Genomic DNA, 20,563 nt, shown 5'->3' on the forward strand with positions numbered 1-20,563 from the left:
ATGGAACCACACTCCCTAAATCAAGCCGCAAAGGATCTCGTTAAGGTCGAAGCGGTTAATATTTATCAAACCCTTAGTTATAGCCAAAACCTCAGTGTGTATCGTGGATTAAGTTTACGAATGCGACAAGCCATCTTCGATGTAATAGACGCGTTGGGCGACGAGCTTGGACTGCAAGTAGTTAGTAATGGCGCATCTACAGGTGTGTTTAGTTGTAAAGAGCAAGAACATGCCTGCACTAGAATTAAGGCGTATTTAGAAACCTATTATCAAGGCTTTACATTTACTGTGACTGGGATCAGCGCAGTCCATTATAGCAATTATCGAGATGCACTAGAGCGACTGATCCAACAAGGGCGCGAGGCGCAACTGGGGCAAACTGCAATTAGCGTGCTGGAAACAAGCGAGACGAGCAACATTTGCCAACTGAGTCATATTTTACCCGCAGACACTACCGTGAATGTTCAAGGCCAACAAGATGTGGCGGTAAATCCGTTTATTAAATCGGCATTTGAATTTGGAAAAGAACAAAAACAGCAGTTTTATAACAATGAGCTTAACATTATTGGTGCAACATGCCGCATCACCAAATTTGCTGAAAACTTTGAGCAAATTGCCTTAAAAACCAAATATAAAATGTTGGAAGGTAAACTTGCCTATGTGTATTTTGACGGTAATAAATTTAGCCGTATTCAAAATATCGTAGCTCAAAGTGTAGAAGCGCAAATTGAATTCGATAAATTTTTACAAACCAAACGCGCTCAACTGTTAGAAAAGATATTGGAGTGGGTGGCAAAAGATGCAGATTTTAATGAGCACAAAGCATTAGGTGGTGCACGGTTCGAAACGCTGCTGTGGGGGGGCGACGAATGTTTCTTTGTAATGCCAGCAAGTAAGGGCTTTGAGTTTATTGCAAAGGTCAATGAGTGGACACAAAATTGGAAGTTTAAAGATTATCCGCTCACACATGCTTTTGGACTGGTATTTTGCCACATGAAAAACCCAATCCAAAAAATCCGAGCACTCGCGTATGAGCTTGCCGAATCGGTTAAAGATAACCTAGTAAACAATGCTCCGATACCTACCGATGAGGGAAGCCGTAAGCATATCAAAGGGCTAGGTAATGGTTTTCAATATATGGTGCTTGAATCCATCGACACACCCGAGCAGTGCTTAGCTGAACATTACAAAATTTGTTATGGCCATTTGGCTCCAGAGCGTGCCAGGCATTTTAGCCAAAGCGTAGCTAGTGAGGAAATAAAAAAGCTTGCCAGTAATTTGGAAAAGTTAGGAAAAAGCCAAGCATATCAAACGGCTAAAGTTGCAATAAGTGCCTTACAAGACAAAGATAAGCTTAGCAAACAACTCGAACGTATGCAGCTTGTGAGTGAGTTATCCAGCGATGGCTTTACTCATATTTATGATACTGCTGGGCTACTCTTGTTAGGCGCTAAACTGAGCGACAGCGAGGATCATACCCTCAAAGGGTTACTTTGGGTATTGATCACTGAAAGTTGGGAATATTTGGTTTTATCGGACAGGGAGGTTGCATAATGGCGTTAAACAGACTGAAGCTCACCTTTACTTTACAAGGCCCCATTTTGACGCATGGCACGGGCTCTATGCGCTATGGCTTAGACAGCGCCGTACTGCGAGACCATAGAGGCCGGGTGGTACTGAGTAACTCCCTGATTAAAGGGAACTTATTACACGCGTTAAAAGAACTATACGAGATCACCCAAAGCGATAAAATAAACGCAGCATGGCGCAATAAATGGTTTGGCCAAGAAGGCGTAAACGACGAGCAAAATCAGTATAGGGGTAAACTAGTTTTTGATCCCTACTGGGTATGCAACCAGCCAGACAAGCCACATTCCACCATCAATAGAATAAAAATAAACGAGCAGGGTAGTGTTGAAGCCGGAGCACTTCAATTTATTGAAGCACCTTTTGATATTGGGGAAAAGGTAGAGTTTAGCGGTTATATTTGGGCTGATTGTAATAGGAAAGACATCGCAACGCTGTGCACATTGCTTAGGCAAGCCGCTGAATTTTGCCAAGCGCTTGGCGGCTTAAAGAGCATAGGGTTTGGTAAAGTTGTAGGGGTTGAACTGGTAGAAGATAGTCAAAAGCAATCTCAGAAAACGCATTTAGCTAACTCATCGGGCACGCGCTTTGGTTATACGCTTTCTCTAGATAGACCACTATGTATTACCGACACCGTAGGTAAAGGCAATGCTTTTACCAGCATAGATGAGATAAGCGGAGCGGTAATAAAAGGGGCTATCGCCAATCAGTTAAATCAAACCACTCACCCGAACCTCATCAAGTACCTAGATAAAATCACTTTTGGTCACTGTAAGCTCGGTATGGAGAACGACCCGAAAACGCGCTCCACTACCCCAAGTTTATCTACCGTTATACGCAGTAAACTAGCCTATGATGACCATGGTAAAGAATACATCCACGAAACACAGGCTGATGTATTTAAATCACCTTGGCAACCTGAGTTTTTGGCGGATACATTTGAACCTGATTTTAAATACACGCAACGATCGCGTGTATTTAATAAAGTGAAGCCAAACAGGACTCTGGTAGTAAGAACAGCGATTAATTCAGCAACGGATGATCTACTGTTAAAAGATACTGCCAAAGATGAGCAGTTATTTAGCCTCGACTGTATTGTTCATGAGTATCAAAAGGCCACATCGGGCGAAGATGCTGATGCTAAAAGCACATGGCACAATCACGTGTGGCATGGTGTTATTGACGTTGCTGAGTTACAACAAGGCCTAGATAAAAAAACTTTTAACAAGGTCATTAAGGAGCTAAATAGCGCGATTTCTGGCTATATTCTTGGTATTGGTAAAACCAAAGCGATAGCACGAATAGAAAACGCAAAAGTGATTAAACAGCCAGTTATTAAAGTTGCGGATGGTGATGAGTTTATTGTTACGTTACAAACACCACAAATATTACTTAATAAAACGGTGATAGGCCCAACTGAAAGTAGCGGTACGCTTTATCAAGCTGCCTTTGATGTGCTCGCAAAAAATAACGTATTCAGCCTTGAACTGCATTACTGCCAAGAGCGAATAGTGGGTGGAGAGTTTTGGCATAAAAAATACAAACGTACATCGCATTATCAAGCTCAAGTTGAGACCAAAGCAGGGAGTTCGTGGCTTTTAAAAGTGAAGCCAGAGCAGGCGGAACAAGCAGCGCAACTGCTTAACCGCTGGAGTAGGGAGGGGTTACCCAGCACGATTATATTGGACCCAAATAAGCCTGTATGGCAACAAACACAATACGATACAGCCAATGGTTTTGGCGAAGTAACTATTGAGAAAAAGGAGTGCAACTGATGAAAGAATTAATTCGTGCTCAGCTCACGGTTACTTGTGTGAACCAAACACACTTAGCAATTGGCAATGGTCAAGTTGATGACACCAAGTACAGCACCGCTGAGGAAACACAATGTGAGGTGCAAAGCTTGCTTCGAGGAGTTAATGGACAGCCCGTGTTGAGTGCCTCGTCACTCAAAGGCGCGATATCGAATAAAGTCTCAGATCAGGGGCTCAAGGCTCGTCTGTTTGGTGCAACGACCACAGTGAACAACTCGCTGGTAAAGACGCGAGGTAGCGTAAATATTTACGCAGCATTATCAGAAGATGAGATCACATCAGTAACCCAAACCCGTAATGCAATAGACCCAATCACTGGGGCTGCAAAAACCAATCACTTATTTGCACAGGAATGGCTAAAACCGCAGAGCAAGTTTACTTTGAACATAGAGGCTGCCTATATTTGCCCTAATGATTTAGATGCCTTGCTTAAACTGCTAAGTCAACCTTTGCAACTTGGTCGTGATAAGAAAAATAATTTTGGTTTGCTGTCACTGCACGTAGATGAATGCAAAGTGCTGTATAAAGAAAAGCTGCAAGATTGGATTGGAGGCAAATCTCCATTAGCCACGCTGTACCAAGATTACGCTATCCCAACCCCACAACCATCGCAGCAAGATAACCAAGTAACACTGGGCCTTGCTCTCTATTCGCCCGATCCCATATTGATTGCGTGTCCTGAGCGTCAAAAGCAAGAAAAAGACAAGTATAAAAAGGCTGTTGAAGCATATGAACTTAAAAAGTCTCGAGGTGAGCTTGTAGAGTCAGACAAGTTGCCAGCAAAACCAAAAGACTATTACTTTAAACGTAACCACGATGGTAAACCATTTTTACCAGTAACCGCTCTACGAGGAGTGCTGCAAGCACAGTCTAAACGTATTGTGCGAACGCTCTTACCTACCAACCGTGATGAACAAGCGGTAATGCAGCTCGTCAGTCCTTTATGGGGAGACGAAAAACGACAAGCTGGAGTATTCCTCACAGATGCCGAATTGGTTGAGCCTGGCGAATACCAAACGCATCAGCAAAATATGATAGCTATTAATCGCTTTACTGGTGGGGTTAAAGACGGTGCGATGATCCAAGTAGAGGCACTGGAGACCACTCAGCCATTTAATTGTACGTTGAAATATCGCCCTAACTTGCACAAAGATCTCACCGCCACAGCCATATTACTGATGACACTCAGAGACGTAATGGAGCAACATATCGCCATTGGCGCAAATAAGGCTAAAGGATATGGCAGGTTGCAAGGCGTTATTAGCTTTAACGGTAATGAATACCACAATTTTAGTGATTTTTTTAACGCCTTTACGCTTCAACATAAGTTGAACACGGCCGACCTTGAAACGGCTTTATCCGCGCTGGCCGAGAGCAAAGGAGCATAAAATGTCTGAACAACGATTTTTAAACCCATACAACTTTATTCCGTTCTCCAGTTTAAGCGGTCATAAGCAGATCACGGCAACGCGTGACGCGTTGCAAAGAGCGGGTATTGGCCATGATAGATTTGTGAATCATAGCGGTAAAATAACCTGCTGTATTGAAGTAGAGTCCCCTCTTTTTTACGGTAATTTAAGCCAAGACCATATAAAAAGAATCAATAATAAACGGATAAAATACAAGGAGTTGCTGCCTTACTTACGTAGCGGTTTACCTGCTATTCCAGCCAACAGCCTAAGAGGGCCAATCGCCCAGCATATTGAAATGCTATCAGGCTCAGGCCCTCGTGTATTAGAAAATAGCGAAATGACCTATAGAGGCGCAGCACAAGGTGGCAGCTTAGCCATGGGGGTGATCACAAAAGGGGAAGGAAAATATCTCGAAATTCAGCCCATTGGTTTGCCCCCAACAGCACTTGATAAAAGTGGATTTATTGCTAAAAAGTGGCAGCGGGTATTCGTTGATGGAACAAAAAAAGATAAACCATCACTACCGATAAGCCAAGCAATGGGCGTTCGTATTGCCCAAGATAAACATGACACCAGTGAATATATCTCTGCCAGTCAGCAGTGGAAGAATACTTGTCATCTTGTTTATGACAGAGCCTTGAGCGCCGCTGAAAATGGTGAAATATCACAGCCTTTTACCACAAGCCACCCTTGGGTTGAGAAAGTTAAGCCCTGCGATGGCGTGCCATTTTCACGGGTTTTACCTCGTGGTAAAGTAATACGGCAGGCTAGTGCTGACTCCAAACAAGCACTTATTCGTAAAGGCGCTAGCATTAATGGTAAGTACGACATGGCTTACCCAATCGAGCATATTAAAGCACCAATCATAGCGGTATCTGAGCAAGCCGTTGCTGAATTTATTTTACTTATGAATAGTTCAGAGGAATGTAGGCAGAACAAAAAGCAAAATAAAGACTTTACCTACACAACCAAAAATGTGGTTGGCACCTTGGTCTTTTTTGACTGTAATGAAGCGGGGGATAGCGTCACTATGCTGGCTAAATCTCAGCTTTGGCGAAAAAAAGTACCGTATAGCCTGTATGACTTTTTGCCCGAAGAAGCGTTACAACCCTATAGCCACAGGCGGACAAGTTTGTCGGTAGCTGAGCAAATATTGGGCGTAGTCTCTGACGAAGGAAAGCTGGAAGACAAAGAAAAAATATCAGCGTATGCCTCTAGAGTTCGTTTCTATGATGCAAAATTAATCAGTACATGGGATCCTAATTCTATTCAAAGCCGTTACCTTGTGCCAAGAAGCGATAGTCCTAAATTGCCGTGTCCGAGCATGTATTTTTATAACAAACAAAATCGCAATCTACTAATCAAAAAAAGCCAACTCGACCCTGAAAAACATGGAATAAATGGGCCGTATAAAGTTTATTTGCGCCATCCTGTTGAGCAAGTAATGGCGGAAGCCTTTATTGAGGACAATGTAACAGAAGAGTTGGATAATCGAACGATTGCGCCATTATTGCCACAAAAAGCTAAGCTTGAGTTTGAGGTACATTTTACTAATTTACGAGCGGCAGAGCTGGAGCTATTACTTACCGCATTGGAGCCTGATCATAATTATAGCCATCAACTTGGCATGGGCAAGCCTCATGGCTTTGGGCAGGTTAAAATCAGCATTGAGCAAATTGAGTTGCAAAATATGCAGGCCCGCTATACCAGTTTTAGCAATCACCCAGTCGAGCAATATAGCATTGCCGATGACCAGAGCTGGTCAACGTGGTTAACAGCAAAAACACCGCTTAAACAGGGGGATAGTTTGATCTGTGAGACAACGTTGGGCTTACTAACGCAAGTAGGAGATAGAAACAGCAACCTCTACCAACAAGGGCACACAGCCATTAGTTATCCAACGGCAACCTTAAGAGGAGAAACTGCTGTATTTAACTGGTTTACTAATAACGACCATAACAAGCAGGAAAATAAACAAACGCTCAAATGTTTAGGAGCAGATGGCGCGGGCTTATTATTGGAAAATCAAAAACCTAAACCTAAACCTAAGCCTAAGCCTAAAAATAACCGTAACGCGAGGTAGCTTTAGGTTAAGGGAAAGCACGATAATTATTTGTTATTAAGAGCCCATTAACGGCAGCGTTAGTGGGCTTTTTTATTGCCAGTGAATGACGCTTTTAACCTCGCTTTGAGCCGCATTGCTACGTTCCCAACCGGGTGTTTTTAACTGAACTTGAGCTGAATATTTTAAAGTGTCAGTAGCGTAGACCGCAGGGTGGTGAATTTATTATGATTTTGGGTTAATTTGACATCAAAAATGTCAGTAAGTCAGTGGTTTTGGGAACAGGTTAAAGGAGACCGACATTTTTACCCCCTCTAGCCCTTGCATGACGCGGCCTCGATCGGCTATAGTCTGAGTAGCCCCGACTTTGAAGGGGATTAAGACTCCTCTACAGGATACTGTGGAAAATTATATTCTGTCTGAGTAGCCCCGACTTTGAAGGGGATTAAGACTAAAACCACGCACCATTATTTTGATTAGCCATGGTCTGAGTAGCCCCGACTTTGAAGGGGATTAAGACAAAGCTACTCTGTAGTTTTGCTCTGATTTATAAGTCTGAGTAGCCCCGACTTTGAAGGGGATTAAGACCATTGCTACGCCTGAAAAAGCTTCTTCAGACGTCTGAGTAGCCCCGACTTTGAAGGGGATTAAGACAGGGTCCTTGTTGTGGTTTCGGTTAGGCGCTACTGTCTGAGTAGCCCCGACTTTGAAGGGGATTAAGACAAGTTGCCAAAGCTTGGACTTTGCTGGCCATGTCTGAGTAGCCCCGACTTTGAAGGGGATTAAGACAACTTCTTGTTCCAGAAAGTTTAAACCGCTTTCTTGTCTGAGTAGCCCCGACTTTGAAGGGGATTAAGACACTTTACTGATAGTCCAGCCACCACGCTCTAAGATGTCTGAGTTGCCTCGACTTTGAAGGGGATTAAGACCTAAAAGATATTAGATGTGCCGTTGTTATATATGTCTGAGAAGCCTCGACTTTGAAGAAGATTAAGACAGAAGATTGTCATTTACGTACTGTTGAGCTTGAGTCTGAGTTGCCTCGACTTTGAAGAGGATTAAGACGCTGAAGCTATAGGAAGGATTGCTTGGTACAAGTCTGAGTTGCCTCGACTTTGAAGGGGATTAAGACGCTATGCCATTTTCATTACATACTAATAACAGTGTCTGAGTAGCCCCGACTTTGAAGGTTGAAACCCGTCTCGAGACAAGCGAGTGCTCGCAGCTTGGCTAGGGTTGAAACTGAGGCCTTGGATGGCCGAAGCGGTTAGCGCTTCATGGACGAATCAATGTGCACGGCCTAAAACTGGAACAGTAACCCATGCCTCGACTTTGAAGTGTAATACGTCCCTGTAGCTGGGTTTCATCAGGCATCCATACCTTCATCTCCTCAAGCTGCGAAATTGAATTTCGGTTTTTGTTGTTCAGCAGTTATTAGTGCAATCTTTTTATGCAGTTCATTTTGGCGTTGTCTATACTCCTTATCTGCATAGTAAAAAGAGTCAAGGATGATGGAATACCACCAACTTTGTAACTACGAGCTACTCGAACAAGCCTTTGCCCGCGTAAAACAAAATGCCGGCGCTCCGGGGGGTGATAGTCAAACCATAGCGAATTTCGAAGAGGAATTAGCGCTTGGGCTAAATAGCATTTTGTATGATCTCAATCAACAGCATTACGCTCCACAACCACTCAAACGTAGCCAGCTACGGTTACCGAACAAAAAGCCACGTTGGTTGGCGTTTCCTACTGTGCGAGACCGTATTGTTCACACCGCTATAGCAATACTGTTGCAGCCCTACTTTGAAGAAGAATTTGAACATAATAGCTATGGATATCGCCCGGGTAGAAGCTATATGATGGCAGTAGATAAAATTATCTCGCATCGAAATCAGGGATTACAGTATGTGTTTGACGCTGACATCACTGGCTATTTTGATCATATTCCGCAACCAAAGTTGATCGAAAAGATGCAACAGACAGCCATTGATCCTACACTTATTGAGCTTATTATTAATCTGCTGTTTAGTCATCAACATACCGATGGCCAGCTAATTTTTGGTAAAGCTGCGGGGCTTGGGATCCCTCAAGGCTCTGCAATTAGTCCTTTACTCGCTAACTATTATTTGGATGAACTAGACGAGCAACTGATCAAGTTAAATTATCAAATGGTGCGTTATGCTGACGATTTTGTGGTGTGTTGTGCCACACAAAAAGCAGCACAACATGCACAGTATCATACCGAGCAAGTGCTTCATCATCTTGGATTAACTCTAAACCTGAATAAAACACAACTCACCACATTTAGCGAAGGTTTTAGATTTTTAGGTCATTATTTTATTGGCGAACAAGTGATTGATGAAAAGTCCAATTTACAGTATGGCGTGATGGAAAAGACTATGGACTTTGCAGCAAGTGCGTCGGAGCAGTTGCAAGAGCAATTGATAGCTCAGCTCGATACACCTGCCAAACCATATAATCAAACAATAGAAGAAGATGCGGATTGGTTAGATGTGCCAGAAAACTTACTTTCACAGCCTAGTTTGGTTAAACGCAAACCATTAAAAACATTATATTTAACACAAGTGGGAGCGGTAGTTGGGATCCGAGGAAATCGAGCATACTTGAGTATAGAAGGCGAAGTTGTAAAAACGTGGCCGTTGAGCGTGATCGATGCTGTGATAGTAATGGGGAGAGTGCAGCTAACTACAGACTTCTTGGGTTATTGTACAGAGCACAGCATTACCCTCATCCTAGCCTCTTCAACAGGGCGCTATAAAGGAGAGTTGAGCACCTACCCAAATTGTAACGCTGCACTTTACAGCCAGATCACGAAGCTGGGCGCTGATAGTTTTCATCGTGAACTAAGCACTGTAATACTTGATGCCAAGTTCTATCACAGTTGCAAAGTATTAGAACAACAAACTAGACGCAGCACCTTAACTCAGGCTTGTAAGATGCAACTTCATGAAATCGCAAAGTCACTGAATAAAGGTGTTAATCAGTTACGAAATGCCAAAACACGACAGCAGCAGTTTACGTTAGAAGCACAAATGGCGAAACAATACTTTCAAGGACTTGCACTTGCCTTGCCTGAAGAGTGGGGGTTTACTGGCCGAAATCGCCTACCCCCAAAAGATCCCATAAACGCACTGTTGTCGTTGGGCTATAACTTATTATTCAATAATTTACTTTGTATGGTAAGAAAGCACGGACTGCACCCTGATATAGGTATGCTGCATTGTGGTGATTATCAGCCGAGTCTAGTACTTGACTTAATGGAGCCATTTAGAGCGTTAGTGGTCGACACAACGGTAATTAAAATGATCAATAAACAGCAGTTCCAGCATGATGATTTTGAGGTGCGAGGGGAGCAATGTTTACTGACTTCCGCTGGACTTAAAAAATTCATTACCGAAATTGAAAATAAACTGACTGCAAGCTTTAGTTGTAAACGAACCAAGCAGCTTAAAGATTATAGAAAAGCCATGAACGACCAAGTGCTTAGTTTTAAAATGCACTTACAAAGTGGTACTAAATTTACTGCTTTTAAGGCTGAGTAATATGGCGCATCATTTTGTTATATGCTACGACACACCGTGTAATAAGCGCCGCTATCGCATTGATAAAATACTAGCGGGGTACGGTGAACGAATTCAACTATCGGTTTATGAATGTAGGTTGAGCGAGAGTCAGTTTAATTTGCTCAGGTTTGAGCTGCGGCAAGTGATTAGTATTGAGGATGTATTAAATTACTACCAAGTTTGTTGCCATTGCCAAAGTCGCCGACATGGCGTAGCAGCGGCAACCCTATATGACCCAACAGGGTTCGAGATACTATAATGCGAGTCTTAGTCACAGTAGATATTACTGACAATCGCGTGCGTTACCGTGTTAATAAGGTTTTGCTTGGTTTTGGCGAGCGAGTGCAATACTCCGCATTTGAAATAGATGTAACACAAATACAGCTGACTAGATTACAAAAACAACTTAAAAAATTGCTCAATCATACAGATAAAGCACATTTCTTTGTGTTTTGTGGTAAGTGTATGGGCGCAAGAAAAGCCGATGGCGCAGGGCAAGTCAGTTGGCCTAGCCGCTTTTACTATTACTGATCTTCACCAACTTAAATCGACATTCCATGCTACTTATCCAGCATATACCTCCCTAAGTGTAACCTTGGCTTTAAGTCGTGTTTTTATACCTTTAATGGTGTTTTTAGCTGAATTTAAGCTGAATACTTTAAAGTGTCAGTAGCTGAGACCGCAGGGTAATGAATTTATTATGATTTCTGATTAATTTAACATCAAAAATGTCAGTAAGTCAGTGGTTTTGGGAACAGGCTAAAGGAGACCGACATTTTTACCCCCTCTAGCCCTTGCGTGACGCGGCCTCGATCGGCTATAGTCTGAGTAGCCCCGACTTTGAAGGGGATTAAGACAAAAACTTCATGAATTAAGATGTGTCCGTTTATCGTCTGAGTAGCCCCGACTTTGAAGGGGATTAAGACGTTGTGTTGTTTTTCATTATTTTTTCCTTATTAGGGTCTGAGTAGCCCCGACTTTGAAGGGGATTAAGACTCATAGCGACCTCCTAAATAGTTTAATAGAAAAGTCTGAGTAGCCCCGACTTTGAAGGGGATTAAGACATGCTTGCGTTAGTCATGGTTATCTCCTGTAGACGTCTGAGTAGCCCCGACTTTGAAGGGGATTAAGACCAATAATAATACCCAACATAGGGCCTCCTTAATTGTCTGAGTTGCCTCGACTTTGAAGAGGATTAAGACTTTTGAAATGGCATTTGTTGAAAATTTAAAAGTGTCTGAGTTGCCTCGACTTTGAAGATTGAAACCCGTCACGAGTCAAGCGAGTTAAGAGATTCGCGACGTAAAGTCGCTGCTACGACTTGGATGGCCGAAGCGGTTAGCGCTTCATGGACGAATCAATGTGCACGGCCTAAAATTGTAGAGCGATTACCTATGCCCCGACTTTGGAGAGGATTAAGACATGAGAACGTTTCCAAAAATTTTTGTAGAAAAGGTCTGAGTAGCCTCGACTTTGAAGTATGTTAGCTCTGAGCTGTAATACGTCCTTGTAGCTTGGTTCCATCAGGCATCCATGCCTTCACCTCCTCAAGCTGCGAAACTGTGTTTCGGTCTTTCGTCGCCCCGACTTTGAAGCATGTTAATTCTGAGCTGTAATACGTCCCTGTAGCTGGGTTCCATCAGGCATCCATGCCTTCATCTCCTCAAGCTGCGAAACTGTGTTTCGGTCTTTCGTCGCCCCGACTTTGAAGCATGTTAATTCTGAGCTGTAATACGTCCCTGTAGCTGGGTTCCATCAGGCATCCATGCCTTCATCTCCTCAAGCTGCGAAACTGCGTTTCGGTCTTTCGTCGTCCATCTCGAGAAAAATGAGTTAAGAGAATCGCGACATAAAGTCGCTGCTACGAATTGGATGGCCGAAGCGGTTAGCGCTTCATGGACGGATCAATGTGCACGGCCTAAAATTTGAAAGCGGATATGTATGCCTCGATTTTGAAGGGGATTAAGACATAAACGTGCAAGTGTTTGCATGTGAAAAGCCTGTTTGACTAGCCCCGACCTTAAAGCATGTTAGTCTTGAGCTGCACTGTAGCAGGGTTCCATCAGGCATCCATGCCTTCATCTCCTCAAGCTGCGAAACTGCGTTTCGGTCTTTCGTTGCCCCGACATTGAAGGGGATTAAGACAGTTGAAGACAGCTCTATAGCGCCTGTTTTTACACTAGGGTATCCACCATCTTGTTTATATGGCTGAAATAACACGCCAAAGTAAATTAGATTGATTAAATAGGCTAATCACAAACTTGGGGTGCTGAAATAGATAAAAACCTGTGGCATAGTGGTAAAAAAGCATAGGGTTTGTCACGAAAATGAAACAAGTGTTACTCGCGGTTATTGGTCATGCCCCTCAAGTCATCACAGAGACAATTTATGCCGCTAAAGTGCAAAAAGGGGTTGAGTTTAGTCAAATAAAAGTGATTACGACTAAAAAAGGCAAAGAGCGGGCGATAAATGCACTGTTTCAGCCTCAGCGAAGTGGCAAAACAATCCTAGGTGAGCTGTATGAGGATTACAACATTACACCAGCGCAGTTTGAGGTCGACGATATCTTAGTGCCCAGTGTATTGGGAAAGCCACTTGAAGATGTACGAACAAAATCCGAAGTGTCTGCTAGTGCCAATTTTATCTTGGATGAAGTGAAGCGTCTGACCACGGGGGAGCTGCCTGTTTTTACCTTGATGGCTGGTGGGCGCAAAACCATGGCATTTCATGTGGGCTATGCGATGACATTGTATGGCCGATTGGAAGATACCTTAAACCATGTTTTTGTCTCTGAGGAGTTTGCGCGAACTAACTTTTACTACCCTACCTTAGAAAGTCAATTTGTGAGCGATGGCACTGGCGGGTTTCCCGACGCTAAAGAAGCTGAAATTACGTTGTCGAATGTGCCTTACCTACAAATGCGAGAAAGCCTACCACAACGGCTATTTGACGAATCGTTGACCTTTAATGACGCGGTTAGAATTTGTGACAGCTTCCATCACTCAGTGGAGTTAAAAATCAACCTCACTCACAATCAAATTTTTTGCTCAGGTCAGGAAGTCAAATTATCAGATAAAGCCTTCGCCTTTTACTGGATGTTTATTGAGGACTTTATCAATAATAAGCTAGGTTTTATATGCCCAGCTAAAGATGAGCATTGTAAGCAATTAGCACTTAAATATATTAATTGTCGGCTCTATGTCGCAAGGTGTAATACGCCGACCTTTGTGGATTTTGATGAAGCGATTGCATATTTAGCCGATGAGCAGCCCATAGATTCCATGAAGTCCACAGAGCTTAAATCATTGCTGCGAGGAATGAGTTCGTCATTTTTTGCTGACAGAAAGCGTGAAATAAAAGCAGCCCTAGAACGAGTGCTGCCAAAAACGGTGGCAGATCATTATGATATTGGCCAAGTAAAGGCTACCAAGCGGGCAAACGCGACAAAAAATGTGCAAATTCAAGGGATCAGTCTCGAGCAAGAACAAGTCAAGGTGATTAACCCCGTCCACATACCTGAATTACCAAATTGGCCTAAGTTTGTGAGTTAGCTAACCAAGGTTTGGCGCCTTGTTACCCGCTCCTGGCGGTGATGATTGAATGCGCCTAGTCTGTTTGTTCAAACACCACAACGGCACGTTTTAGAGCATCTTGTATTTGTGCCCAGCTTTGCTGTTGCCACGTATTTTTATCACCGGGCACGGCGATGTGAAGCACGATGCTGTGGTTGAACACGCCTTGCTGTTTTAATTCATTGTTAGTGATATGTATTTCAAATAATGCGTAGCTGCCGCTGAGTTTTTGGTCGTTATTGTAGGGGTTGGGTTTGTGGTTATTAATGATTCCTGTTTGCTCTGCCATGCTGGGCGCATTTAAGTAAGCACACACGCTTTGCGCTGTACCAAGCGGAGAGTTGGGGCAGTGCCCTTGATTGGTAAAGGTAATATGTTGCACGTTTTTAGTCGTATAAGAAAAGTCGCGGTGCTTTTCTGGTATGCCAAATTGACTAAGCAGGCCATGACGATATTGATGATAGGCAACAGGGCTTTGGAGGTCGCTCAGCTTGTAGGTTGGGCAGGTGTTGTAGTTGGCTGGGCAATCTTGCTTTTCTACTTGCTGTAAACTGCCCCAATACGTGAGTGCAGCTTGGGTAACATAATTACTAGGCTGGTGCGATTTGTTATCCACAAACCAAGATTTACGTGGAAACAGCGCACGTTTTAATGCATCCCAATGACTTAAAAAGACTTGGTGGCAAGGCGCGATTTGAGCACTGCATACTCTTGCTAAGTCAACTTGGTTTGGCCAATACGCTTTGCTTTTTTGGTATGGGTAACTGGTGCTTTCACAGCCGCTTATTAGCGCTACTAGCGCCAAGATTACATAACTTGTTTGTTTCATTATATCGCCTCCTGCTACTCAATTTGACTAAGTTAGTTAACTCCATTTTGTGCTGAAATTAGGTTTCACAAGTTTGTGAAATCCCTCTCTGCATTTTCATCTTTTATGCTGTGTGATACCAATTGGCCTTAATACTTGCTCAATTTGAAGGAGTAAATCTGACGCTAACGGCGTTAAAAATTTCTTATTTAGAGTAACTAAATAGCAAAATTTTTGCCTGGTTATCGACAAGATTTTCTCGCCTCAAAGTAGACCACTTAATTAAGCAAATTGGTATTGAGAGATTAAGGTGTCGCGTTTTACCAGTTGCGCCCATGTCGCCCAGCAAATTAATGCGGTCTTTCTCTTGGCGTTACATTTGGTATTACTTTATAGCGAATGTGACGTGATTGAAAAGTTTAAATTTATCAACAGGTGAATATAAAGGATTTAGCATGTTAAAGACTTCTTTTAGTAAATTGACTTTAGTTTTGGCTATCACTACCGCACTGAATGCATGCGGTGGCGGTTCAAGTTCTACAACACCGGTAAATAACGGTGACAGTAGCAATGGTGACAACAGCAATAACGGAGATAACACAGATACACCCACGGCACTAGACAGTCACACCGTGACAGTACCTGGTTACCAAAGTGTACGCGTATTTATGGATGTAAATGGCGACTTTGCGATGCAGGCTGATGAGCCGAGTGGTTTAACGGCAGAAAACGGTAAAGTCACGCTAGATGTTAAAGATATAGACGACGAACAAAACTATCTGCTCGTCGCTAACTTTGTACCGGGGGTCACTAAGCGGGCTGATGGTCAGCCTGCGGTTCAATCTGCTCAGCAACTTATCGCGCCGCCACTGGCCAGTGTGATTTCGCCCTTGTCTCATTATGTTGCAGATAAGCTTAAGAGCGGTGGGGAGTTGGCTGATGCCGTCGCGGCTGCGGCGAGTGATATTGGGTTGAGCCAATTAGATATCGCTAAAGATTATATCGCTCAGTCAGACGAGGCGCTAATGGCTATCTCAACGGCATTTCAAAAGGTGTATTTTAGCGACCTTGCAGCGACTGAAAAACCACTCGCCGCCAAGCAAGTGGCTGCGCTTATTAAGGCATGGAAAGACGCACAAAACCCGCTCGATTGGAATGCTCTTGAAGTGGTATATCAAAACGAACAATGGCAAATCGCACCGACCAATCCTGGCGATATTGCCGCAGATAAGCTAAGCCATTGGGGCGAGCTACCAAAACCGGTGGATGGCAATAGGCCAACATACGTATGGAAAAACGACAGCAAAGACACCTTTGTTATATTAGCCAGTGCAGCAGTCACGGAAGCGCCATTGGCCTACACTTTTGACCCAGCGCTTGGCGAAAATGCGTTGGTAAAAAGTGATGCCTTAACTGAGCATCTTAACCAGTTTAAAGAGAGTACACAGTTAGGTGAACGTTTGCGGGTACACCGAAGTGAGTCAAACCGAGCTGGTGGGATAGTGACCGTAAAAACCCATGTAAAAACCATTGAGCTTGATGGTGAGGCACCTAATTATCAACATATTGAAAAGCAATATCAGTTTGATCAAGCGCTCAATTATAAAGGGGTCGAAGGGATCATTCAGTCTATTGAGGTGATACAACCTTGGCTTGAATCACCTTGGGCGTTAGTGCATGTTGCTCACGATAGTGATGGTAATGGTATTTATATCGGTGGTTACGTACTTATGCGCATTGTTGAAGAGTCGCTTGTTGCTAACACCGGCTTAAATGAAGGGCAGTTTTATGAGTATATCAATCGCATGGAAGCTGAAGGTCATATAATTATTGGCTTGCCAAATGACCAGAGTGAAGAGCTTGATTGGTATGCGCTCTCGGAAGCAGGTGCCAAAGTAGTTGTGCAAGGCGACTATCCGATGAAAAACATGACGCTCAGAGGCACAGCGAAAGACAACAAGGGAAATCAAACCTGGTGTTTTGATTATAACGAGAGAACGTTATGCCGCTTTTATGACAAAAACAGCGACACCTGGCAGGCACCATTTTTACTTGAGCCGCAGTTTGGTAACTATACCTATCGCCAAGCCAATTACTTGAGCCTTGACTACAACCCTGCTGGCGTATTAGCGGTTGCCACTGAAGGTTATGATACCACTTCCATTGTTGGACAATACTATCCCGACTCAAATACGTGGTATTGGCAGGAAAAAGTTGGGTTTTACAACTTAAACGATGATGCACATGTACAGCTTGATAACGCAGGGAATTGGCTATTAAAACTAAGTGTTGGATTGGGTGCGCATCTCAATTTTATTGCACCGCAAAGTGAATATAAATCCATGTTAGAAGAAAGCGCACAAGGAGTAGGGCCATTGCTGCTTGACTCGGGCGCAGGGATTTACATTAATTATGAGCGTACCCGTGAGCAACAACAAGTCTATTTAGTGCACGGCGAGTAGTTGCGGTTTGTACCACACAAAAGCGGCGCACTCGCCACCGCTTTTGTGTGTTTGTAGGGGTGATAAACGCAGCGCCAACAAACGCTGGATATGTTGCCTTTTGTGTTTACGCTCCGCGCAACCAGTTGCGTAGTCTATCTTTAAGTTGGCCAAGGTCGTCTTCGCAGATCAGGCCAATTTCTAGTGCTTTGGCGCGCAGTCTTTCCGAGGTTCTAATGCCTTGGTAGCTCACCAGTAGGCCTCTTGCTTGTACGCCGCCAAATAGCTCGCTGAGGGAATCAAGTTTGTATATCACTTGGTTGCCTTCCCCTTTACTAAACTTTTTGGTTTTGCATTCAATGAGGTGAAGTTTATTGTTGGCGAGCGCCACAATGTCTAGCTCGTTATTGACATAGCCTTGCCCCACGCGACGTTTAATCGCAACGCCTTGGGCGACATCTTGTAAAATCGTGAGTTCTTTTTTTAGGCTGAGGAGGGTGGCGTAAACATATTCTTCTAGCCAGCCACCGTTGGCAAAAAAACGAGCGCCTTCATTAGCAAACTTTAATTTGTCGTCTTGCCTTGTGGCGACGTTAGCATCTTCTAAATCGTCAATGAGTGTTTGCAAACTTGGGCTATTCATTTGGCTGCGACTCAAAGGCTCACTGATAAGTGCATTATCTTCGCTGCTGGCAGCGAGGTAGTTGAGCTGGGCTAGAGCATGGCTAAAATCTGTTTGACTGGTTGCCCATTTGGCGCCGAGCTGGCGATAGCGAATATCAACGATCCCCTCATTTGCAATTTCGGTGATATCGCCGTCGATGAGGTTAAAAAAATCGCGTATCTTTAATTTATCGGCAAGGATGGTGTTGACTCGCTCTGTTGGTACAAGCCAGTGAAGTTCGTCGCGTTCGGGTTCAATGATAAAACATTCTATTGGATAGGCGCGGATCACCTCATACATCGCAAGTAAGTGTTGGCGGTCGCCGCAACTGGCATTAAACACAAATTGAGTATCTGGTTGTTCGCTAATTAGGGTATCAATGAGCTGGTGGAAGCTGTCGATTAAGGTGTCACTATCTCGGCTGGTAGGAATAAAGGCATGATGTACTTTTACCCCTCTTGGCCCCAACACTCTTTTAATATCTTCAAGGTTTTGTTGTTGTTGAGATTCTATTAAATAGAGTATTTCATCCGAGTCGATATTGTGGTCGAGTACAGGTGTAAGCGTGTTAATAAAGTTAGTGTCGATAAAACTAAGGTGTACGTGCTTTGTCATGACTGTCCGTAAAAGTTATGTCCTTCATGAAAGATGAAATTACCCTATAAAACGGCAAGTGTAAAACAGAGTAATACTTAGTTATGAATTTGCCGCCATTTGGCGTGAAATCCCAAAGTTTGTCTAAAGTTCTGCACTGTAAAGTCGATAAATCTAAGGAAAATAATAAGTTGTACTTTTAATGCACGGAATGATTTACATTCATTTATAATTTGTAGCAGTTCAGGCAATGTTAAGCTTAACAATTTGGCGAAGTTATGCTCAAATGAGTTCGCTGCATTAAAAATAACAACATAACAATAAGATCATGCATACTTTTCAGGGTTGATGAATGTCATTATTTCGTTTTGATGAGGATGAGGGCTATGTCTACTTGCTCTCTCATCCAGTGGAATCCGGATTTCCGGCGAGCTCGTCTCAATTGATAGAGATGATTGAGGAGTCGCCATATGCGGATTTTGAAATCATTCATGCCAATATAGGTCAATTATTTGCTGCTAGTGAGACGCCCGAGCAGGACTCGCTGATTGTGGCTCGCGCTATCGATGCGTCTATTTCTGTGCGTATTGAAGAAGGCAACATGCTTGCTGAAGCGAGAGTAACCACAGCCCGAGGCGGTAAGTTGGTTTGTATGAACAAAGCCAAACAAGCATTAAAGCAAGCTGGTATTAAAAAAGGTGTCAGTGGCAAAGCCCTCGATAATCTTCTCGGTCAGCAGTTAGAACTCCCTCCTGGACACACTTACAATGGTATTGTTGCGCATGGTCAACGAGCCAAAGATGGCAATGACGCACGGTTTGTGCGCCTGTGTATGACAGCGCAGGACAGAGTGCTCAGCCCGCAAGAATCGAGCGGCGGTAAAGTCGATATGCGCAACTTAGGTGCTATCATCACCGTAAAGCCGGGCAGCCCATTAATGAAAAAAGTCCCGCCAACTGAAGGCGAGCCGGGCTATACCGTGTTTGGTGACGTGATTGACCCTAAACCAGGCAAAGACGCGCCACTTGAGGTGTCAGAAGGCACCAAGCTCGATCCCAACGATAAGAACCTGCTTATTGCCGATTCAAAAGGCGTGCCTGTAGCCGTTCCTCGTGGCATGCGTGTTGACGATGTGCTGTGTTATGAAAACATTGATGTGACGACTGGGCATGTTGAGTTTGATGGCAGCGTGATTGTGAGCGGTGATATTAAAGATGGAATGCGTGTTAAGGCTTCGGGCGATATTACTGTTATTGGCTTTGTGGAATCGGCCATTCTTGAAAGTGGTAGCGCGGTCACGATAATGCTTGGCACCATTGGTCGTAAGCGCACCGAAGGCGAACCTTTTTCGTGCTCGATTAAAGCAAAGCGCAGTGTTTCGTTAGGCTATGCGCAGTACTGCCGAATTGAAAGCGAACAAGATATTCTCATTGAACGTCAAGCCTTGCATTGTGACTTGGCTTCCAAGCGTTTAATCAAAATCGGTAAAGGTGAAACCCCCAGAGGCAAGCTGATTGGCGGAAATGTATTGGATGCCATGCGTATTGAAACGGGTGAACTTGGAGCACCATCAGGCACAAGAACGCGTATTTCATTAGCCCAAGATTGGGATAGTTTGCACGATAAGCACCGCGAATTAGTGGAGCTGGAAAAGGTGCTGGCGTCCAAAGTCATCGATATTAAACAAGCCATGAATAAAGCACAGGCGTCGCCGCAATCGCAAAAACGAGATGCATATCTTGCCAAGTTGCAGCACAGCGAAATGCAAATCAACAAACACTACGGCCGTAATCAGCGTAACATCGGGTTAATACAGCAAAAAATACATCGATTAGCACGCTTGAGTCGAGTCACTGTTAATGAGCTCATGCACCCCGGAACTGAAGTGAAAATAGCGAGAGACACTAAACTGTTTTCACGAATTTACCCGCCTAATTTCGTTAAATTGCATGAAGGTAAGATCATGCAGCAGTTTACGACTGCCAAAACCGCAGAAATAGCTTAAAAACGAGCACTTATAAAAAT

Annotated in this window: 12 protein-coding genes and 2 CRISPR repeat arrays; of the genes, 10 read left to right on the top strand and 2 right to left on the bottom strand. The window is 43.7% G+C overall.

Going from position 1 to position 20,563, the window contains the following annotated elements; translation table 11 throughout:
- From QSH61_RS07135 to csm6, 8 genes are all read left to right on the top strand, one after another.
- A complete protein-coding gene (locus QSH61_RS07135) occupies window positions 1–1,554 on the top strand; it encodes a Cas10/Cmr2 second palm domain-containing protein (RefSeq protein WP_206471610.1) in 1,554 nt (517 codons plus the stop codon).
- The gene (locus QSH61_RS07140) at window positions 1,554–3,362 is read left to right on the top strand and encodes an RAMP superfamily CRISPR-associated protein (RefSeq protein WP_206471611.1); all 1,809 of its coding nucleotides are present in this window, start codon (window positions 1,554–1,556) and stop codon (window positions 3,360–3,362) included. The genes QSH61_RS07135 and QSH61_RS07140 overlap by 1 nt, the downstream gene beginning before the upstream one ends.
- Window positions 3,362–4,789, top strand: a complete 1,428-nt coding sequence (locus QSH61_RS07145; RefSeq protein ID WP_206471612.1) for an RAMP superfamily CRISPR-associated protein — start codon at window positions 3,362–3,364, stop codon at window positions 4,787–4,789. The genes QSH61_RS07140 and QSH61_RS07145 overlap by 1 nt, the downstream gene beginning before the upstream one ends.
- Before the next feature lies 1 nt (window position 4,790).
- Entirely contained in the window at window positions 4,791–6,896 is a 2,106-nt protein-coding gene (locus QSH61_RS07150; RefSeq protein ID WP_206471613.1) for a TIGR03986 family type III CRISPR-associated RAMP protein, read from the top strand.
- A gap of 328 nt (window positions 6,897–7,224) precedes the next feature.
- Window positions 7,225–8,007: direct repeats of the CRISPR family, unit length 35 nt; unit sequence GTCTGAGTAGCCCCGACTTTGAAGGGGATTAAGAC.
- 376 nt (window positions 8,008–8,383) lie between these two features.
- On the top strand, window positions 8,384–10,438 hold the full coding sequence (gene cas1, locus QSH61_RS07155; protein ID WP_206471614.1) for a CRISPR-associated endonuclease Cas1: 2,055 nt from the start codon (window positions 8,384–8,386) through the stop codon (window positions 10,436–10,438).
- Between the two features lies 1 nt (window position 10,439).
- Window positions 10,440–10,718 carry a CRISPR-associated endonuclease Cas2 gene (gene cas2 / locus QSH61_RS24320; protein ID WP_206471615.1) on the top strand — a complete coding sequence of 93 codons (279 nt, stop codon included), beginning with the start codon at window positions 10,440–10,442 and terminating at the stop codon, window positions 10,716–10,718.
- Window positions 10,718–10,990 (top strand): CRISPR-associated endonuclease Cas2, encoded by a 273-nt coding sequence (gene cas2, locus QSH61_RS07160; RefSeq protein WP_206471616.1) that lies wholly within the window; start codon window positions 10,718–10,720, stop codon window positions 10,988–10,990. Before cas2 (QSH61_RS24320) ends, cas2 (QSH61_RS07160) begins: the two co-directional genes overlap by 1 nt.
- A gap of 291 nt (window positions 10,991–11,281) precedes the next feature.
- Window positions 11,282–11,661: a CRISPR direct-repeat array (repeat unit 35 nt; unit sequence GTCTGAGTAGCCCCGACTTTGAAGGGGATTAAGAC).
- A 1,125-nt stretch (window positions 11,662–12,786) separates the two neighbouring features.
- On the top strand, window positions 12,787–14,010 hold the full coding sequence (gene csm6, locus QSH61_RS07165) for a CRISPR-associated ring nuclease Csm6 (RefSeq protein WP_206471617.1): 1,224 nt from the start codon (window positions 12,787–12,789) through the stop codon (window positions 14,008–14,010).
- Window positions 14,011–14,065: 55 nt separating this feature from the next.
- On the opposite strand, the gene QSH61_RS07170 is transcribed toward csm6, so the two are convergent.
- Window positions 14,066–14,860 carry a hypothetical protein gene (locus QSH61_RS07170; protein WP_206471618.1) on the bottom strand — a complete coding sequence of 265 codons (795 nt, stop codon included), beginning with the start codon at window positions 14,858–14,860 and terminating at the stop codon, window positions 14,066–14,068.
- A 434-nt stretch (window positions 14,861–15,294) separates the two neighbouring features.
- On the opposite strand from QSH61_RS07170, the gene QSH61_RS07175 reads away from it, so the two are divergent.
- The gene (locus tag QSH61_RS07175; RefSeq protein WP_206471619.1) at window positions 15,295–17,301 is read left to right on the top strand and encodes a hypothetical protein; all 2,007 of its coding nucleotides are present in this window, start codon (window positions 15,295–15,297) and stop codon (window positions 17,299–17,301) included.
- A 106-nt stretch (window positions 17,302–17,407) separates the two neighbouring features.
- On the opposite strand, the gene QSH61_RS07180 is transcribed toward QSH61_RS07175, so the two are convergent.
- Window positions 17,408–18,559 (bottom strand): Card1-like endonuclease domain-containing protein, encoded by a 1,152-nt coding sequence (locus QSH61_RS07180; protein ID WP_174170975.1) that lies wholly within the window; start codon window positions 18,557–18,559, stop codon window positions 17,408–17,410.
- A gap of 331 nt (window positions 18,560–18,890) precedes the next feature.
- Between QSH61_RS07180 and QSH61_RS07185 the strand changes: the two genes are divergently transcribed.
- Window positions 18,891–20,543, top strand: a complete 1,653-nt coding sequence (locus QSH61_RS07185) for a flagellar assembly protein A (protein WP_206471620.1) — start codon at window positions 18,891–18,893, stop codon at window positions 20,541–20,543.
- Window positions 20,544–20,563 lie beyond the last annotated feature (20 nt).

The organism is Pseudoalteromonas sp. JC3, assembly GCF_030291895.1.
Taxonomy (GTDB): Bacteria; Pseudomonadota; Gammaproteobacteria; order Enterobacterales; family Alteromonadaceae; genus Pseudoalteromonas.